Here is a 17,462-nt window from a genome sequence, read left to right as displayed (position 1 = left end):
ACCTCGTCGAACAGGTGCTCCTTGTCGCCGAAGTAGACATAGATCAGGCGCTTGTTGGCGCCGGCCTTCTCGGGGATGCGATCGACGCGTGCGCCGGCCGGGCCGTGCTCCTGGAACTCGCTGCTTGAGAACTGATCGCCGGACGGTCGGCTGGAGGGAAAGGACCGGTCAGCGAGCTGGGGCCTGCTGATCGGTCCGGTCCTTCAGGTCTCGCTCGTGCAGTAGTCGTGCGGTCTGTTCGGACACCGGCGCGGCCAGCAGTGCGGTGACCAGGTCGACCAGCCGGCTCGTGAACAGCCGGTCGTCCCTGCGTGGGCGGGCGGCGGCACGGGCGGCGAGTTCGGCGTGGCAGAAGCGCAGGGCGGTGAAGCGGGTGTGGAGCACCGTGGTCGACTCGGGAGGCAGCAGAGGCTCCACCAGGCGCCGCCAGGCGTAGATGCTTGACCCCTCGTTCGGCACGACGAGCTCTACCAGGGGTTCGGGCCGGTTGAGCAGTTCGGCCACGATCTGCAGGAACTCGCGGCCGCCGTCGGGATCGGCGAGCTTCGCGGCAGCTGGCAGCACCAGGGCGGCGGCAAGGGGGCGAAGATCGACTGTGCCGCTGTCCTCGCATTGCTGCAGCAGTACCTCCCGGCGGGCGTCCACCGCAGGGGTGTGTTTGTCGAGTACGGCCCGCAGCAGACCCGCACGGTCACCGAAGTGGTACTGCAGGGCCATCGCGTTGCGCTGGCCGGCGGCCCGTTTGATCTCGCTGAGCGAGACACCGTCGACGCCCTTCGCCGCGAACAGCTGCTCGGCGGCGCGGATGAGTGTGCCGCGGGTGTCACGGGGCTTCCGGCTCCGGGGCGGCGTGGCCGTCTCATGTGCTGTCACGGATGCCCATGATAGCGTCATCACGGCAAAGTGATATGGTCGCATTAAATGTTAAGTCAAGCACCTTGATGCGTGTGGGAGCCCCATCCATGTCCTTGGACTTCGAGACCGACCCCGACTTCCAGCGGCAACTCGACCGGATCGATGCCACCGGCGCCGCACTGAGCCTGGATGGAGGAATCCAGTGAAGGCTCTGACTTTCCACGGCCGCCGTGACATCCGCTACGGGGACGTTCCCGACCCGGCCGTCACCAGCCCCACCGACGCGGTCGTCCAGGTCACCACGGCCGGTATCTGCGGCAGCGACCTGCACATTTACGGCGGCAACCCGTTCAGCCCGGAGTTGGGTTACACCCCCGGACACGAGTGCGTCGGCGTGGTCGTCGACACCGGCAACCAGGTCACCCGCTTCAAACCCGGCGACCGGGTTCTGGTTCCCGCCTCGGCCGGCTGCACCCTGTGCAGAGCCTGCGCGACCGGGCTCACCGCCAGGTGCGAGCGCGCTCGTTCCTCGACGGACCTCTGCTACGGAGTGAGCCCGCAACTCCAGGGCAGTCAGGCCCAGTCTCTGGCGGTGCCCCATGCCGAGGTCAACCTGGTGCACCTGCCCGAAGGTATCTCCGACGAGGCCGCCGTCGTCCTGACGGACAACGCCCCTACGGCCTGGTACGGGTGCCGCCGCGCCCGCATCCAGCCCGGCGAAACGGTCCTGGTCATCGGCCTCGGGCCGGTCGGCCTCATGGCCGCGCAATCCGCCTTCGCCATGGGCGCCGCCCGTGTGCTGGGCGCGGACCTGGTCGCGGAGCGCCGCGCCTTTGCCGCCACCCTGGGCGTCGAGCCGGTCGAGGGCGAGGACGCACGGACGGCCGTACGGGAGATGACCGCAGGGCGCGGACCGGACGCCGTGGTGGAGGCCGTGGGCTCGGACGCCACCATCCAGCTCGCCCTCAAAGCCGTCCGGCAGGCTGGACGGGTCAGCGTCATCGGGGTCAGCCAGAACAAGGCGTTTCCCATCCACATGGGACTGGCCCAGGTCAAGGAACTGGAGTTCGCCATTGGACTGTGCTCGGTCCACTACGAACTCCCTGCCCTGATCGCCCTCACCCAGGCCGGACGGATCACGCCGGAGGTTGTGGTCTCCCACCGCTTCGCCCTCTCCGAGGGCCCCGCGGCGTACGAACTGTTCGACAGCCGTGCCGACGGTGTCCGCAAGGTCCTTCTCGACCCTGCCCGCTGATCCACGTCGGTGCTGCCGCCGCGTCACGCACCTCCGTGCCGGCAGCACCACGACCGTTCAGCGGGCGTTGGGGCCGTCCAGACAACCTGGTCCGGTTTCAACAGCCATAGCCTGCTCCTCGTCAGTCGCCGGATACCCAAGGCTCTCAGACCCCGGAGCGGTGGCGGCCGGTTGGCCTGTACCGGGGCTCGGCCGGACCGGGCCGGGCTGCGATACGGGTCATCCGCCCGCCTGCTGGTGCTTCAAGTGGCGACAGGGGAAGAGCATCGATCTGCCCGTCGGCGACAAGGACTTGGCGGCCGCTGTCGGTGCGGTGGGTTGGGGTCAATGGACAGGGTGTGCCTCCTCTGCTCCCGGGTGTTCGAACTGGGTGCGGTACAGCTCCTCGTAGCGGCCGCCGGCGGCCAGGAGTTCGGTGTGGGTTCCGCGTTGGACGACCTGGCCCTCCTCGACGACCAGGATCAGGTCCGCGGCTCGTACGGTCGAGAGCCGGTGGGCGATCACCACGGCGGTACGGCCCGCAAGCGCCTCCCCGAGCGCCTCCTGGACGGCCGCCTCGGAGGTGGAATCGAGGTGGGCGGTCGCCTCATCGAGAATGACGACCCGCTGGCGGGCCAACAGCAGCCGGGCGATGGTCAGCCGCTGCCGCTCGCCGCCCGAGAGCCGGTAGCCGCGCTCGCCGACGACAGTGTCCAGGCCGTCGGGCAGCGAGACCACCAGCCCTTCCAGGCGGGAGCGGCGCAGGGCATCCCAGATGTCGTCCTCGGTGGCGTCGGGCCGGGCGAGGAGCAGGTTGGCGCGGACGGATTCGTGGAAGAGGTGGCCGTCCTGGGTGACCATGCCGATCGTCTCGCGGATCGAGTCCGAGGTCAGGTCGCGAACGTCTATGCCGTTGAGCCGTACGGAACCGGCGTCGGCGTCGTACAGCCGCGGCATCAGTTGCGCGATCGTGGACTTGCCCGCGCCGGAGGAGCCGACCAGCGCGACCATCCGGCCGGGTTCGGCGCGGAAGGAGATGCCGTGCAGAACCTCTGTGCCGCCGCGGGAGTCGAGAGTGGCGACCTCTTCGAGGGAGGCGAGGGAGACCTTGTCGGCGGAGGGGTAGCCAAAGCGGACCCCGTCGAACTCCACGGACACCGGCCCGTCCGGCACCCGGCGGGCGTCCGGCTTCTCGGAGATCAGCGGTTTCAGGTCCAGAATCTCGAAGACCCGCTCGAAACTGACCAGGGCGCTCATCACCTCGACGCGGGCGCCGGCCAGTGCGGTCAGCGGGGCGTAGAGGCGGGTGAGGAGCAGGGCGAGGGCGACGACGGCTCCCGGGTCCAGGTTGCCGCGCAGTGCGTAGTAGCCGCCGAGTCCGTACACCAGGGCGAGGGCCAGGGCGGACACCAGGGTGAGGGCGGTGATGAAGACGGACTGGGCCATAGCCGTACGGATGCCGATGTCGCGCACCCGGCGGGCCCGGGCGGCGAATTCGGCGGACTCGTCGGCGGGGCGTCCGAAGAGTTTGACGAGGGTCGCGCCCGGGGCGGAGAACCGCTCGGTCATCTGGGTGCCCATGGCGGCGTTGTGGTTGGCGGCCTCGCGCTGCATCTTGGCCATGCGGGAGCCCATCCGGCGGGCGGGGAGAACGAACACCGGCAGCAGGACCAGGGCGAGCAGGGTGATCTGCCAGGAGATGCTGAGCATCACGGCAAGCGTCATCAGCAGGGTGACGAGGTTGGAGACGACGCCGGAGAGGGTGTTGCTGAAGGCCCGTTGGGCCCCGATGACGTCATTGTTGAGCCGGCTCACGAGTGCGCCGGTGCGGGTGCGGGTGAAGAAGGCGACCGGCATCCGCTGGACGTGGTCGAAGACCGCCGTGCGGAGATCGAGGATCAGCCCCTCGCCGAGATTGGCCGACAGCCAGCGGGTGAGCAGACCGAGCCCCGCCTCGGCGACGGCGATGACAGCGATCAGCAGCGCGAGCCGGGTGACCGTGCCGGTCTGCTGGCCTTTGACGATCGCGTCGACGACGCGGCCGGCGAGCACAGGTGTCGCCACGGCGAGTAGGGCGGTGACCACACTGAGCAGCAGGAAGCGGTAAAGCTGCCGACGGTGTGGCCGGGCGAAGGAGACGATGCGGCGCAGGGTGGCCCGGGAGAAGGGTCTCCGGTCCTGCTGGGCGTTCATCGCACTGTGCAGCGATGTCCACGCGGTGACTTCCATGTCCATGGGGTGCCTCCGGAATCTGGTGGGCCGACGCGGTTCCCGTCGGCCGGCACGGCCCGGGGCGCACCCAGAACGCTATGACCTAAACCGAACTTGAGGTCAACCGATTCCTCTCGGTCCTTCAGCGGGCCCGCTTTTCCAGGTTCACTTGCCACTCATGCGCTGTCGGTGGTCGGCGGGTTGACCATCGCCTTCCCCACGCCCGCTGGATCACCGGCCAGAGGCCCGAGGTCGCCGGCGGTCTGTTCCTGGGACCGGCGGGGGAGCGGTGACGCGGCGCCACCCTGCAAAGCCAGGTCAATCGGTTGACTGGTCGTCGAAGGCATCCTGCGCGGCCAGGACCGTGGGCAACTGCCTCTGCAGCAGACCGGGAGTTCCATCAGCTTGTCGGCGGTCTCGCGGCCCATGTCTGTCAGGGAGAACTCGACGTGCAGCCTGCCGGTGGTGTGCACCTCCCGCCGTACGTAACCGTCACGCTCCAGGGCGTGCAGCGCCTGACCGAGCATCTACTGGCTCACACCCTCGACGCGCCGGGCAAGCGCGTTGAACCGCACAGGTCCGTCCGCCAACGTGCCCATCGCGAGCATTCTCCAACGGCCGGTGATGTGATCCAGGACTGACCGCGAGGGGCACACGCGGGCAAACACGCCGTATTCGATGTCGCCGAGGCGCCGAAGCCGCGGCGGTGTTCAGCGGACACGACAACGCCGGTCCGCTGCCCGACCCGGCGGCCATGCCCGTCCCGAGTCCGCCTGGTGTTCGCTGACGCGGCCCGGCGCCACTGAGTACTGCCGACCGCGACACCTGGTACCAGGGCGCTACCTGTGAGGTGTCGGTCCACCGCCGCAACGTCGTCGGCAGGAGAGCCGCGTGGGTTCCCTCGCGACCTCCTGCCGACAGATTCGCAGACACCTGGGGAACGATGTCCAGACCGGCCGTCGTGTGCGATGGCCGGTCTGCCGCTGCCTCCGTACCGGTGATCGTGGACCTCGTATCCCCGCGACGCCAGTCATCCGGGGCGTCGCTCGGATCCGCATCGGGGGCTGGCTATCACCAGGACGGCATCATTGCTTCGGGGTAGCGGGATCCAGCCGCGCCGCGCGGCAGGATCTCCTGGACGCGGGCGAGGTCCTCCGGCGTGAGAGTGACGTGCGCTGCCGCGGCGTTCTCGGCGACCCGCTGCGGGTTGCGGGTGCCCGGGATGGGCACGACGTTGTCGCCCTGGTTCAGCAGCCAGGCCAGCGCGAGCTGCGTGACCGCGATGCCCTTGGTGTCCGCGAGCGCGGTCAGCCGGCGGATGGCGGCCAGGTTCCTCTCGTAGTTGCCGGGCTGCCAGCGGTCGTCCCAGCTGCGCATGTCGTCCGTGGGGTACTCGGCGGCGGGTTTCACTGTGCCGGTGAGGAATCCGCGGCCCAGCGGCGAATACGGCACGAATCCGATACCCAGCTCACGCACCACCGGCAGCACGGTCTCCACGGCGCGCTCGAACACCGAGTACTCGGTCTGCAGCACGGACACTGGGTGGACGGCGTGAGCGCGGCGGATGATGTCGGGACCCGCCTCGCTGAGTCCGAAGTACCGCACCTTGCCTTCGGCGATCAGCTCGCCGACCGTGCCCGCCACGTCCTCGATCGGTACGTCCGGGTCGACGCGGTGCTGGTACAGCACGTCGATGTGGTCGGTTCCGAGGTGGCGCAGGCTGTTCTCGGTGACCTCGCGGATATGCTCCGGCCGACTGTCCAGCGCGACCCCGACGTTCTGCGGATCGCTCAGGTCGAAGCCGAACTTGGTGGCGATCGCGACGTCGTCGCGGAAGTCCTTCACGGCGCGGCCGAGCAGTTGCTCGTTGCTGCCGGTGCCCATGCCGTACAGCTCGGCGGTGTCGAAGAGAGTGACGCCTAGTTCGTACGCCCGGCGGATGGTGGCGACGCCGCCGGTTTCGTCAGCGGCCCCGTACGCCATGGTCATGCCCATCGTGCCAAGGCCAATCGCCCCGACCTCAAGGCCCTGCGTGCCGAGCTTGCGCTTCGGCAGTTTCTTGTCGTGCTGTGTCATGCCTTCAACGCTAGGAGTGCGCCCGCCGCGAGGTCATGGGGCGGAGACCGCATAGGGTTGCCTAATCCTCTCAGCAAGGGAGTGCTTCATGCTGGACCAGCTCGCGTCGGCCATCGCCCGGCACAGCGACGGCCTGTGGTCCGACAGCGCGGTGCCACGCCTCGCGTTGGTCGCGCTCGACGAGCTCGTCGCCCCCCTCGACCTGCTGTACGAGCCGATGATCTGCTTCATCGCCGACGGCGCCAAACGCGCCATCGCGGGCGACCGGAGCTGGGTGACCGGGCGCGGTGAGATGTTCCTCAACTCGCTCGTGCTGCCGGTCACCGCTACGTTCGAGCGAGTGCCGTACCGCTCGGTGGTGTTGCGTCTCGACGGCCGGGCACTCGCCGACCTGCTGCTGGAACTGGACGGAACAGACCCGCGCACGCTCCCCAGTCCCGGCGGGCAGATGGCCGCTCCGATGACGCCGGAACTCCTCGACGCGGTCAACCGGTGGGTGGGGCTGCTCGACACTCCGGACGATATCCGCCCACTGGCGGCCCGTATCGAAAGCGAGATCCTCTACCGTCTTCTCGGCAGTCCGTTCGGCCCGTTCCTGCGGCAATTCGCGCTGGCTGACTCCGGTGCGGCCCGGGTGCGCGCGGCGGCCGCCTGGATCTCCGAGCACTACACCGAGCCGCTCAGCATCGACATGATCGCGGCGGTGGCGCACATGAGCACCGCCACGCTGCACCGGCACTTCAAGACCGCCACCGGTATGAGCCCGCTGCGTTTCCAGAAACACCTGCGACTGCAGGAGGCACGGCGGCAGTTGGTCGCCGGCAACACCACGGCGGCACTGGTGGCGGAAGCGGTCGGGTACGCGAGCGCGACCCAATTCAACCGCGAGTACCGGCGCGCCTACGGCCTACCGCCTGCCCAGGACGCGTCCCGCCTGCGCGGCCGGCTGGCGAAAGCCCGGGGGGCGTAGGGACAACGCCGCCGCGGCAGGGGATAGCGCCGGCGCAGGCCGGGGCTCCGGTGGGCAGCGCGGTCCGGTTGTAGTCCGGCCGCAGGGCGTTCAGCGCAGCATCGATGGCGAACCAGCCGTACTCGGTGTGCTCGCCGGAGGACTCACTTCTGTGGTGTTGACCGACGTCGAAGGCGAACTCAGGCCTCACCAACACATTCGGTCCCCACGTGAACTCGCCAGTTACGTGCACTACCGGGATCGTCGCCCGCGCGTCCAGCTCTCTGAACTCGAACTCGAACTCGAACTCGAACTCGCCGGTCGGAGCGGCAGGGGCCAGCGGCGCTGCGGAAACGGGACAGGGCCCGGTCGCGGGGCCCGTACGGGCGGACCTGACCTGGGATCAATTTCGTGGCCGAACCGCTGACCGAAGGTGCCTGCGTGGCTAGCATGAAACCCGAATTCGCTTCCGCGACAGGGGGAACGCCTGTGCTCGAGATCGATGCGCTGCTCGACCAGATCGTGCCGGCAGCCGAAGCGGCGGTCGTCGCCTACGGCGTGAGTGTGCTGACCAGGGCCCAGGACGAGACGGCAGGGGCGACCGTACGGATGGGGCAGCGGCTGCTCGCCAGGATCCTGAACCGCGGCGCCGACGCCGACCCCGTTCGAGTCACCGTCACCAGCCTGGCGGACGCGGGCGCGGACCGGGACATGCTCGCTTTACGGCGCGCGGAATTGAGGATCGCGCTGCGCGATGCGCTCAGGGACTCCCCAGGCCTTGCCGATGAGCTCTCGGCGCTGCTGCCGGAGCGTCCCGCCCTCCAGGCCGACGGCGAGCGCAGCGTCGCCCTCGCCGGAAACAACTCCGGGATCATTTCCACCGGCGACGGTGCGAAGAACACCCTGCACCAGTGAGCGGCAGGCCCGGTCTCCAGAAGCCGGACCCCGCCGAGCACAAGCCTGACCAGTCGGGCGGCGACCGGTCGGTGAACGTGGACGGTGACAACTACGGCATCGTGAGCACCGGCGACAACGCGAACAACGTGCTCATCCTTCCCGCAGCGCGCCCCGCCGAGAACTCGCTGGCAGGGAAGGCCAATCTGCTCGCGGACAGGGTCAGCGGCTTCCTGAAGCGTGAGGAGGAGCAGCAGCGGTTATGGGATCCGGCCCCGCTGCCTGTGCGCTGTCGACCGGCACCTCCGACGTTGACCGGCCGCCGGAACAGCATCCTCGACGTCTCGGCCAAGGCGGCGGCCACTCTCCCGCTGGACCTGACGGGTCCGCTGGAAAAGATCGCGGCTGTCTACGAGGGGACAAAGCCCGGCAGACTGATGGTGCTGGGCCAGGCGGGTTCGGGGAAGACCATCCTGATCCGGCGTTTCGCAAGGGCCCGGCTGGAAGCTCGCACTCCAACCGGCGAAGCACCGGTACCGGTGATCTTCAGTCTGGGATCGTGGAATCCCATCACCACTCCACTGCGGGACTGGCTGATCGACCGGCTGGAGCGGGACCACCCCTTTCTGGCCGGGGCCGGCCCCGACGGATCGACGTGGGCCGCCGCGCTGGTCGGTGCCGACCGCGTGCTGGCGATCCTGGACGGGTTCGACGAGATCGCCAACGGCCTGCACGGGGCCGCGCTGCTGGACCTCAGGGCCACCACCGTGCCGCTGCTGATGACGAGTCGCCGCGCCGAACTCGAAGCCGCCGTGGGAACAACCGCGCTCTTCGCCGGTATCGAACTGACCGACCTCACCCTCGACGACTCCGTCAACTACCTGCTGCACGACACCAATACGCCGGCCTCCGACACGACCCCCTGCGACTGCACGGACACCACCACCCCGACCGGGTGGGAGTACGTCCTGAACACGTTGCGCCGTCACCCCGACAAACCGGCCTGCGCCAATCTCGCCGCTGTGCTGACCACCCCCCTGATGGTCACACTCGCCCACACCGTCTACAAATCCGGCCGAGATCCGGTGAAGCTGCTGGAAACCGAGGAGTTCAGCACCCGAGGAGCCCTTGAAGACCATCTCCTGGACAACTTCATCCCCACCGCCTACGACCGCTTTCTCAGCAACCGTCCCGCCGCGAAACGCCGGCCCTGGCGCGCCGAACGCGCCCGCCACTGGCTCGGCTACCTCGCCACACACCTGAAAAAACTCGACACACACGACATCGAATGGTGGCGACTGGGAACCGCCATGAGCCTCTCTTCGCGCATGCTCGTCTCAGGGGTCACGAGCGGGCTCGTGTCAGGGACCATGCTCGGACTCGTCTACGGGCTCACGCGCGAGCCCGGAGAGGCATCCTTCAACGTGCTTCTGAACGCGCTGGGGATCGGGCTGGTCTTCGGGCTCATGCACGGATTCGGGTCAAAACTCAAGGTCGGCGGCGCATTTGAACCGTCGCGCATGCACATACAGATCCGCGGCGGGTCGAAGAGAGTGAAGGAGAGTTTCCTCCCCAGAATTCGGGGCGGACTCGCGGGCGGGCTGGTCTTCGGGGTCGTGTTCGGGCTCGGATTGGCGGTCTATGCGGGTCTCCTGGCTTACCCCTGGACCGTGATCGCCTTGGTGTTCGGGCACTGGCTCGTGGCCGGGCTCGCGCTCGGACTGGCGGTCGGGCTCATACTCGCGCTCATGGCTGGGCTTGAGGCTCTCATCGAGACAAAATCCTCGGTCAGCCCGTCGGACCTGTTGAACACGAACCGCACGACCGTGCTCGCCCAAGTGCTCGCGGTCGGGCTGGCGCTCGGGCTCGGGTTCGGGATCGTTGTCGCGCTCGTGAACGGGTTCGCACTCGGGGTCACGAGCGGGCTCGCGGCCGGGCTCGCGGTCGGGCTCGGGGTCGGCACGTTGACCGCTTGGGGCCGGTGGGTGGTCCTGGTCCGCGTCTGGCTGCCCCTGACAGGGCGGCTCCCGTGGGCGGTGAACGCCTTCCTGGACGACGCCTACCAGCGAGGCGTGCTGCGCCAGGTCGGCGCGGTCTACCAGTTCCGCCACGCGCGGCTCCGGGATCGTCTGGCCGAGGTCTACGAGCAACACGAACAGTCGACGGCAGGTGGTCGCTGATGGGTGTCAGGCACCGCACGGCACGCAGCACAATGAGGTACGGGGCCGGAGTCGCCCTTGGAATCGCGGCGACCGTGACAGCCGCGGTCGGAATCCTGGGGGCGTCAGGCTCCCAAACCGCTTCCGCTGAACCGGTTTCGCTCACGCTGCACTACACCTGCGCATTTTCGGGCCTCGGCAACCAGCCCGTGACGATGGAGCTCGACTCGGATATCCCGAATTCGATCAAAGTCGGCAAGGCCAGCCCGAAATCCGCCTTGGACGGAGTGGCGACGGTGGGTGCGAGCTTCACGCAGTTGGCCGCCCTGGCCGGCGCGAAGACCATTGAGGGCTCGTTGGACGGGAACGCCACCGTGACCGCACCGCAGGGCAGCATCCCCCTGACCGTGCCCATGACGATCCCCAGGACCACCATCCCGGCCTCCGGTTCGTTCGACGTCACCGCCAAGGGCACCGCGCCCTCCCTCACCTTCAGCCGACCCGGCAATGCGAAGGTCACCGTCGGCCACCTCACTTTGCACCTCACCCCGAAGGACGCAAACGGCAACACGACCGCCGTGGGCACGATCAACGCACCCTGTGCACTGGAGTCCGGGCAGAACACGGTCCTGCAGTCGCTCGTCATCACGGAGCCGGTGAAGGCAACGGCGACGGCGACCGGCGAGGCCTCCTCCGGGACGACCGGCGGGACCGGTTCCGGAACGACCGGCGGGACGACCACGGGCACGCGGCCCGGAGCAGGGTCCGGCCGTTCGACGTCGGGTACGTCAGGTACGTCAACTACGCCGAGTGCGTCAGCACCCAGCTCGCCCGGGTCCGCACCCCGCGCCCCGATCGCTTCGCAAGGAGCACCGACCGTCGATACGGCACAGGACGATGCGACCAGCGCCGCCGACGACAACACGGCCGATGACGTGGACCCCCGCAATCCGATCGTGCTGACGATGGGAGTCCTCGCCGCGGGTGGCGCCGCCGCCGTTGTCGGTTTCGGCTCACGGCTGAGGAGGCGCCGCTCCGGCGGCGCAGACGACTGAGCTTGATCTTTAGCTTCCGTCCGTCCGTTGCTGGTGCTCAGCTGCCTCGTACACCGCGAACTCCTCACGCGTGCCCACGAAGTGGACTCTGACCGCTGCCCATGCCCAGCTCCGGCTCGCCCGGCCCCTGGCCGAGGACCTCCGCCGTCCCTGGGAGAAACCTGTTGGCTCTGTGAGCCATGTTCTCTCAACCGACCTGCTGACGCAGCGATTTGCCCCCGAGCGCAGCCTGCGGGCCTACTGCACGCCGGGCGTCAATTCGATGCGCATGCCGTCGGCTTCCCGGAGGACGTAGACATGGTCGGTCTTCGCGCTCCAGCCGATGGGCACGGCGTAGTAGCGCCCGTCGCGCGACAGCACACTCTCCATGGCAGGCCAAGGATCAACTCGTCATGTACAACACGCCCTTACCGGTCCACGCGGACGTCCCACGCTCCGGCGGACCCACGACCGTGTGTCCACATCCGCGTCCGAGTCGGCGCTCGGCGGGCTGCCGCAGGCGTCAACTCCTCGTGGAATCGACGAGATGTGGGCCACATCCCGGAAGGCACGTTGAGACAAGGCCGCACGGGCTGCGTATCGCCTCACAACGAAAGAGCGAAGCCCGACCCGTGCCGCCCGGCTCTCCGTCACAGACCCACCCCTGCGACCACCATCCGACGTTCTGATGCGTATCCGCCCATGAAAGACATCGCTGGCCTGTCCGCGACAAGACATTCCACGGACGTTGGTTGAGGAGGACTGCCGGTGGGATTCAACGACACCGAACCTCAGCGAGCTCACAATCCAGGTTCTGATCTCGCGCAAGAGATACGGGACTCCTTCCAGGCCGTGCTGGACGCCTTGGACGCCGCACGCGCCGACCTCTACGCGGTCGACGAGCGGCAGGGCTGGCCCGAGTCCCCGCCGCCGTCCTGGCAACAGCCCAGCGAACCGGCCTGGGACGCAGGCCTCACTCATCCGACCCCGTCCCTGTCCTCGCCCCCGGCTCCGCTCCCATCCCGACGGACACAGCCGGTGGGGACTGGGCCCGCGTGCCTGGATCCGGATCCTCCGCATGCCGTCGAGCCGTATGTGGTGGAGCCGCTGCGGACCGGTGGCGTACGGCAGGTCGACGCTCCGGAGGATGTCGTGGTGGAGCCGCTGTGGTTGCGCGCCACGCATCTGGAGCCTGTTCCGCCCCCGTCATTGGGAACGCCACCGCCGGTGGGAGAGCCGCCGATGGCGAGTGGCGCAGGCCCGACGTACGCCGCGCCGCCGCTGACCTTCCCTCCCCCGCAGGAGGGCGCGCGCGGCCGGACCGGTCCGCGTCCGTACACCGAACGGCCGGCTACCCCCGGGCGCCCGGCTCCGCCCTCGGACCAACTCCTCGCCCCGTCCTCGGAGGCGCCACCGCCACCGCCACCCGTCCGCGCGCACGCGAGGAACAGAAGCCGAGGATGGCGGCGCTTCACCGACCGGCGGGACACTCGTGTCGCCGGAGTCTTCGGACTGGGCGCCGTGAGCGGACTGATCCTCGCCTCTTCGCTGCTGGTCGGCGAAAACCCCGCACCGGCGGTCCCGTCCGCGCCCTCCGAGCAACTGGACCGGCCGCCGCTGCCCGACAACCCCGCACCCAGCCTCCCCGAGATCCCGGGCACGGGTGTGCTGCGCCAGGGCGACAGCGGCCATGGGGTATACGAGCTGCAGGTCCGTCTGCTCCAGGTCCCGAACATGTACGACGGCGGTGCCATCGACGGTCGCTACGACAAGGAGGTCCGATCGGCGGTGGTCAGATTCCAGCAGTGGTACGGCGTCCGCGGTGACGAGACGGGCGTCTACGGCGACAACACGCGCCTCGCCCTCATGTTGCGAACCAAGTAGTAGGACTCCGTTACTTCCCCGCCGACTCGGGCGGCTGCTTCGGTTTCGGAGAAGGTCCGTCAGATGCCGGGTCCAGGTGAGCACCTGGCCGGAGGGCTCCAGGGAACTGCCAGGAGCCAGCGCCGTTGCCGCGTGCAGCGCCCCGGCTTGCCCGCTGGCCGGCCTACTACAACCGGCGGCGACGCCACTCCGGCGACCGGTTACCTCACCCCGGGTCGAGCTCGAACGGTGGATGATCACATCACGTAATCTGTCACGCGTTGCGGGAAACCCGGTGCCCACTCCCGAGGTTCAACCAAGCAGGTGGCACGCGCATTGTGTGGACAGTCCAGCGAGAGGAAATCCGATGATTTTCATCACGGCCAAGTTCAAGGTCCGCCCTGAGTACGCCGACCGGTGGCCTGAGATCGCCGCCGACTTCACCGCCGGCTCGCGCGGTGAGCCGGGCTGCCTGTGGTTCGACTGGTCGCGGAGCATTGAGGACCCCACGGAGTACGTGCTGGTCGAGGCCTTCCGAGACGACGATGCCGGGGCAGCGCACGTGCACTCCGAGCACTTCAAGACCGCGCAGCGGACTCTGCCACCCCACCTGGCCGAGACACCCCGGATCGTGAACGTGAAGGTCCCGCATGACGACTGGTCGCTGCTGGGTGAGATGGCAGTCACCGGCATGGAATAGCCCGGTCTGTCCGCGACGGGGGACGTGGACAGACCGAGGCGGCGGTGGGGCGGGCGCTACCTGTGGGCGCGGACGAGGCGGGTGCCGGCCTTCCGCGGTCCTGCCAGGGGTCTGTAGCACGCGGGCGGTCGAAACGGCGAACCCGTGCTCGGCCAGGATCTCCATCCACCGGTGGGGTCGGTAGTCCCACCGCTTCACCGCGAGCGGGTCCTCGTCCCCGGACCGGTCGACGTACGAGGCCCGGCAGCCGTAGCAGCCCTCTACCGGCGGGCGCTGCGAGAACGCGAGCACGCCACCCGGCGCCGGAGGTCGGACGGGAGCACAGTCTGATCTCGCCCTCGCTCGTCCTGTACGGGGGACCTGGTCGGCGCTGCTGAGGCGGTTCGGCCAGTGTCGACAGCGGTTGTGTACGTGATGCGCGGCGGATTCCGTCAACGGCATCGGCTCGCCGAAGCCCGATATCGCGTTGTCGAGGGCACGCACCTTGCGGCACTGGAGGCGGGTGCGATTCCCAAGGCGCCCCAGGCGGCCTGGGGCGCTTCTCCATCGTGACGGAAATTACATTCTTCCTATTTCCTCCATTTTGTGGATTATTCTGTGCGAATTCACTTGTTCAGGCTGCTCTGGCTGGTCAAACGCACGTTTCCAGGCCGGTGGGCGCTACAGGGAGAGATATGGGACTCGCACGCAGTAGAACGGGCAACTGGCGGATTGTTCTGCCCGTCGCAGGTGGGGCTGTCGTGCTCGGGTTGGGTGGCCTCTACATCGCCGGGCTGGTGGCCGGTGACGACATCGCAGAGGGCACACGGGTGCGCGGGGTCGACATCGGCGGAATGGGCCGGGCGGAGGCCCGGCAGGTCCTGGACCGAAGGCTCGGGCCGGTCTTCGCGGCGCCGGTCGCGTTGAAGATCGGTGACCGCATCGAGAAGGCCGATCCCGGCGGGCTCGGGCTGTCCCTCGACACTGCGGCGACCGCCGACCGCGCCGCAAGCGCAGGATCCGATCCGGTAACGGCAATCGGCAGGCTCTTCGCCTCCGGCGGCCGGGACGTCGAGCCGGTGATACGCATGGACGAGCGGAAGAGCCGGGCGGGAGCCGACCGCATCGCCGCGGCCAGCAAGCGGCAGGTCCGGGATGGGGCGATATCGTTCGAGAAGGGCAGAGCGACGGCCGTCGCTCCGGTCACCGGCGTCGCCCTGATCACAGACAAGGCGCTGGACACTATCCGCGACGGCTACCTCCGCACTCCGGACGCCGCCCCCGTCGTGATGCCGGTGAGGCAGACGCAGCCGCGGATCGGCCCGCACGAGACCGAGCGGGCCATGAACGAGTTCGCCCGGCCCGCGATGTCCGGACCCGTAACGCTCACCCTCGCCGAGAAACGCATATCCATTGGCACCGCCGCGCTCGGCAGGCATCTGGCGATGAAGCCCGACAGCCAAAACCGCCTCGTGCCGGCCCTCGACTCCAAGGGTTTGCTCGCCGACCCCGCTGTCTCCCGCCCGGTGCGGGACGCCTCCCAGGGCCCGCGGGATGCCGTGCTCCGGCTCGACGGCGACGACCGCGTGGTCGTGGCCCAGGAAAGCTCCGTGGGGCGGCAGGTCACCGCGAAGGCATTCGGCGAGGCCGTGGTACCCCTGCTGACCGGCTCCGGCGCGGCCCGCACCGGTGAGATCGCCACCGTAGCGGTTCAGCCGCAGCTCACGAGTGCATCGGCACAGCGGCTCGGCATCAAGGAGAAGGTCTCCTCATTCACCGTCGCTTTTCCGCCCGCCCCTTACCGCAGCACCAACATCGCGCGCGCGGTGGAGCTCATCAACGGCTCTCTTGTTCTCCCCGGACAGGAATGGAGTTTCAACCGAACGGTCGGTGAGCGTACGAAGGGCAACGGCTTCGTCGACGGCATCATGATCAACAATGGTCAGTACGTGAAGTCGCCCGGCGGCGGCGTCTCTGCAGTCGCCACCACCATGTTCAATGCCATGTTCTTCGCGGGCGTCAAGCCCGTGGAGTACGGCGCCCACTCCTTCTACATCGAGCGCTATCCCGAAGGCCGCGAAGCCACGGTCGCGTGGGGCACCCTCGACCTGCGCTGGACCAACGATTCTGGTCACGCCCTCTATATCAAGGCCGAATCCACCGGCACCTCGGTGAGTATCACCTTCCTCGGCACGAAGAAGTACGACGAGATACGTGCGACCAAGGGGCCGCGCACCAACATCAAGCCGCCGGGGGCGCGCACGGGCAGCGGCCCGAAGTGTGAAGTCCAGAGCCCACTCGAAGGGTTCGACGTCGCTGTCGGCCGCGTCTTCGTGCGGGACGGCCGGGAAGTCAAGCGTGAAGACTTCAAGACCCACTACACGCCTCGCGACAAGGTCACGTGCACCCCGGATGAACCGGCCTCCGCAGCGGCGGTGGGCCGACCGGACGCACCCCGCGCGACGGCAACGAGTGACAGCGCCACACTCGGCTGATTCGTTGTCCGCGTACTCGCGAAAATCCCAGTCGGGTACGCGTGAACGGACTCTTTCGCTGATCTTGTGATGCTGCACATGGCTGCTCGTCCCCGGGGCCGCCCCGGTGGTGATGCCGGGGCGGCCCTGGTGGGTTCGGAACCGGCAGGTCAGACCTGGCCGGCCTTCTCCAGTGCGGTGCAGCAGGTGTCGACGATCAGGCGCGTCACGACATACGGGTCGACGTTGGCGTTCGGGCTGCGGTCCTCGATGTAGCCCTTGCCGTCTTCCCCGCCCGCCGCACCGTGTCGGTATCAGGGGTGCTGCCGGCACTCCTCACTTTGACGTCGCTCCCCGTTCTCCCCATGGCGGTACCTGCTTTCGTTCGCATTCGCTGCTTGCTCCCCCTGAAATGGCCCCGAGTGGCTGGACCGTGGCCGCAGCGGGACGATGCGCACGAATGCGCAGGCATTGCCCGAACCGCAGCCTGGGGCGGCGCTGTTGCCGGCAGCGAGGGGTTGTCCTCCAGTTGTCCGGGGAAGCGCTGTTGATGGATCTCACTTCACCAACGTCGGCAAGGTCCGTGCAAGCCAGGAACCACCGTCCGGCCAAACCCTTGGGTGGCCCGGTCGACACCCCGGTCAACGCTCTCGGTGGACACCCCGGTCCCCTTTCGGTTCGGCCGGAGCCTGACGACACGCTGTAACTCAGCACCGTTCCTAATCAGTGAGCAGGAGTGAGTCTTGGACCCACTGCCCGGCACTGCGCGCATCCCGAACGGTTTTGGGTGCGCTGGTCTCCCGCGTTCTGTGTCTGATCCCGGTCCGGGGGCGTGCCTCGTGTGCACGGTCCGTGACGGGGCGGCGGGTTTCCTCACGTCCTCGGGTGCCGCGATCGGCCTGGACGGTCCGATGCCCCGCAGCATCGCTCTGGTGCTGGGGGGGCGGTGTCGTCCGTCGCCGGATCGGGTACCCGAGGGCGCGCCTGCCAATCGCGACCGAGGCCGCGTCATGGCGAGTCATGGTTCGTTTGCT

General features: G+C 68.5%; 13 protein-coding genes and 3 pseudogenes. 8 read left to right on the top strand and 8 right to left on the bottom strand.

Features of this window, described 5'->3' with window-relative positions; all coding sequences use genetic code 11:
* Positions 1–11: 11 nt before the first annotated feature.
* Together ACH492_RS10530 and ACH492_RS10525 are read right to left on the bottom strand one after the other, a co-directional pair.
* A pseudogene (locus tag ACH492_RS10530) lies at positions 12–191 on the bottom strand (helix-turn-helix domain-containing protein); the annotation flags it as partial.
* A complete protein-coding gene (locus tag ACH492_RS10525; RefSeq protein ID WP_398984870.1) occupies positions 169–873 on the bottom strand; it encodes a TetR/AcrR family transcriptional regulator in 705 nt (234 codons plus the stop codon). The gene ACH492_RS10525 and the pseudogene ACH492_RS10530, both read right to left, overlap by 23 nt.
* A 184-nt stretch (positions 874–1,057) precedes the next feature.
* Here ACH492_RS10525 and ACH492_RS10520 point away from each other — a divergent pair, with 184 nt between their 5' ends.
* Positions 1,058–2,110, top strand: coding sequence for an alcohol dehydrogenase catalytic domain-containing protein (locus tag ACH492_RS10520; RefSeq protein ID WP_398984868.1), 1,053 nt, complete (start codon positions 1,058–1,060; stop codon positions 2,108–2,110).
* Between the two features lie 324 nt (positions 2,111–2,434).
* Here the strand turns inward: ACH492_RS10520 and ACH492_RS10515 are convergent, their stop codons facing one another.
* The 3 genes from ACH492_RS10515 to ACH492_RS10505 form a co-directional block, all read right to left on the bottom strand.
* Complete coding sequence (locus ACH492_RS10515; RefSeq protein ID WP_398984866.1) at positions 2,435–4,324, bottom strand: ABC transporter ATP-binding protein; 1,890 nt, start codon at positions 4,322–4,324, stop codon at positions 2,435–2,437.
* 152 nt (positions 4,325–4,476) lie between these two features.
* Positions 4,477–4,827, bottom strand: a complete 351-nt coding sequence (locus ACH492_RS10510) for a winged helix-turn-helix transcriptional regulator (protein ID WP_398984864.1) — start codon at positions 4,825–4,827, stop codon at positions 4,477–4,479.
* A 544-nt stretch (positions 4,828–5,371) separates the two neighbouring features.
* On the bottom strand, positions 5,372–6,376 hold the full coding sequence (locus ACH492_RS10505) for an aldo/keto reductase (protein ID WP_398984862.1): 1,005 nt from the start codon (positions 6,374–6,376) through the stop codon (positions 5,372–5,374).
* Positions 6,377–6,464: 88 nt separating this feature from the next.
* Between ACH492_RS10505 and ACH492_RS10500 the strand changes: the two genes are divergently transcribed.
* The 4 genes from ACH492_RS10500 to ACH492_RS10485 all read left to right on the top strand — a co-directional run bounded on the left by ACH492_RS10500 (position 6,465) and on the right by ACH492_RS10485 (position 11,433).
* Positions 6,465–7,346, top strand: coding sequence for an AraC family transcriptional regulator N-terminal domain-containing protein (locus tag ACH492_RS10500; protein WP_398984860.1), 882 nt, complete (start codon positions 6,465–6,467; stop codon positions 7,344–7,346).
* A gap of 468 nt (positions 7,347–7,814) precedes the next feature.
* Positions 7,815–8,240, top strand: a complete 426-nt coding sequence (locus ACH492_RS10495) for a hypothetical protein (protein ID WP_398984858.1) — start codon at positions 7,815–7,817, stop codon at positions 8,238–8,240.
* Entirely contained in the window at positions 8,237–10,399 is a 2,163-nt protein-coding gene (locus ACH492_RS10490) for an NACHT domain-containing protein (RefSeq protein ID WP_398984856.1), read from the top strand. Before ACH492_RS10495 ends, ACH492_RS10490 begins: the two co-directional genes overlap by 4 nt.
* Positions 10,399–11,433: a DUF6801 domain-containing protein gene (locus ACH492_RS10485; protein ID WP_398984854.1), complete on the top strand. Its 1,035-nt coding sequence runs from the start codon at positions 10,399–10,401 to the stop codon at positions 11,431–11,433. The genes ACH492_RS10490 and ACH492_RS10485 overlap by 1 nt, the downstream gene beginning before the upstream one ends.
* Positions 11,434–11,670: 237 nt before the next feature.
* Here ACH492_RS10485 and ACH492_RS10480 read toward each other — a convergent pair whose 3' ends face one another.
* Positions 11,671–11,802 (bottom strand): hypothetical protein, encoded by a 132-nt coding sequence (locus tag ACH492_RS10480; RefSeq protein WP_398986231.1) that lies wholly within the window; start codon positions 11,800–11,802, stop codon positions 11,671–11,673.
* A 378-nt stretch (positions 11,803–12,180) separates the two neighbouring features.
* Between ACH492_RS10480 and ACH492_RS10475 the strand changes: the two genes are divergently transcribed.
* From ACH492_RS10475 to ACH492_RS10465, 3 genes are all read left to right on the top strand, one after another.
* The gene (locus ACH492_RS10475; RefSeq protein WP_398984851.1) at positions 12,181–13,296 is read left to right on the top strand and encodes a peptidoglycan-binding protein; all 1,116 of its coding nucleotides are present in this window, start codon (positions 12,181–12,183) and stop codon (positions 13,294–13,296) included.
* A gap of 346 nt (positions 13,297–13,642) precedes the next feature.
* Positions 13,643–13,975 (top strand): putative quinol monooxygenase, encoded by a 333-nt coding sequence (locus ACH492_RS10470; RefSeq protein ID WP_398984850.1) that lies wholly within the window; start codon positions 13,643–13,645, stop codon positions 13,973–13,975.
* Positions 13,976–14,649: 674 nt separating this feature from the next.
* Positions 14,650–16,449, top strand: a complete 1,800-nt coding sequence (locus ACH492_RS10465) for a VanW family protein (RefSeq protein ID WP_398986171.1) — start codon at positions 14,650–14,652, stop codon at positions 16,447–16,449.
* A gap of 149 nt (positions 16,450–16,598) precedes the next feature.
* Here ACH492_RS10465 and ACH492_RS10460 read toward each other — a convergent pair.
* Both ACH492_RS10460 and ACH492_RS10455 read right to left on the bottom strand, forming a co-directional pair.
* Positions 16,599–16,718: pseudogene (locus ACH492_RS10460) on the bottom strand (glutamine synthetase); the annotation flags it as partial.
* Between the two features lie 429 nt (positions 16,719–17,147).
* Positions 17,148–17,462 (bottom strand): annotated as a pseudogene (locus ACH492_RS10455) (IS200/IS605 family accessory protein TnpB-related protein); the annotation flags it as partial.

It is taken from the genome of Streptomyces sp. NPDC019443, from assembly GCF_044389785.1.
In the GTDB taxonomy this organism is placed as follows: domain Bacteria; phylum Actinomycetota; class Actinomycetes; order Streptomycetales; family Streptomycetaceae; genus Streptomyces.
This window is presented reverse-complemented; position numbering and strand designations above follow the sequence as displayed.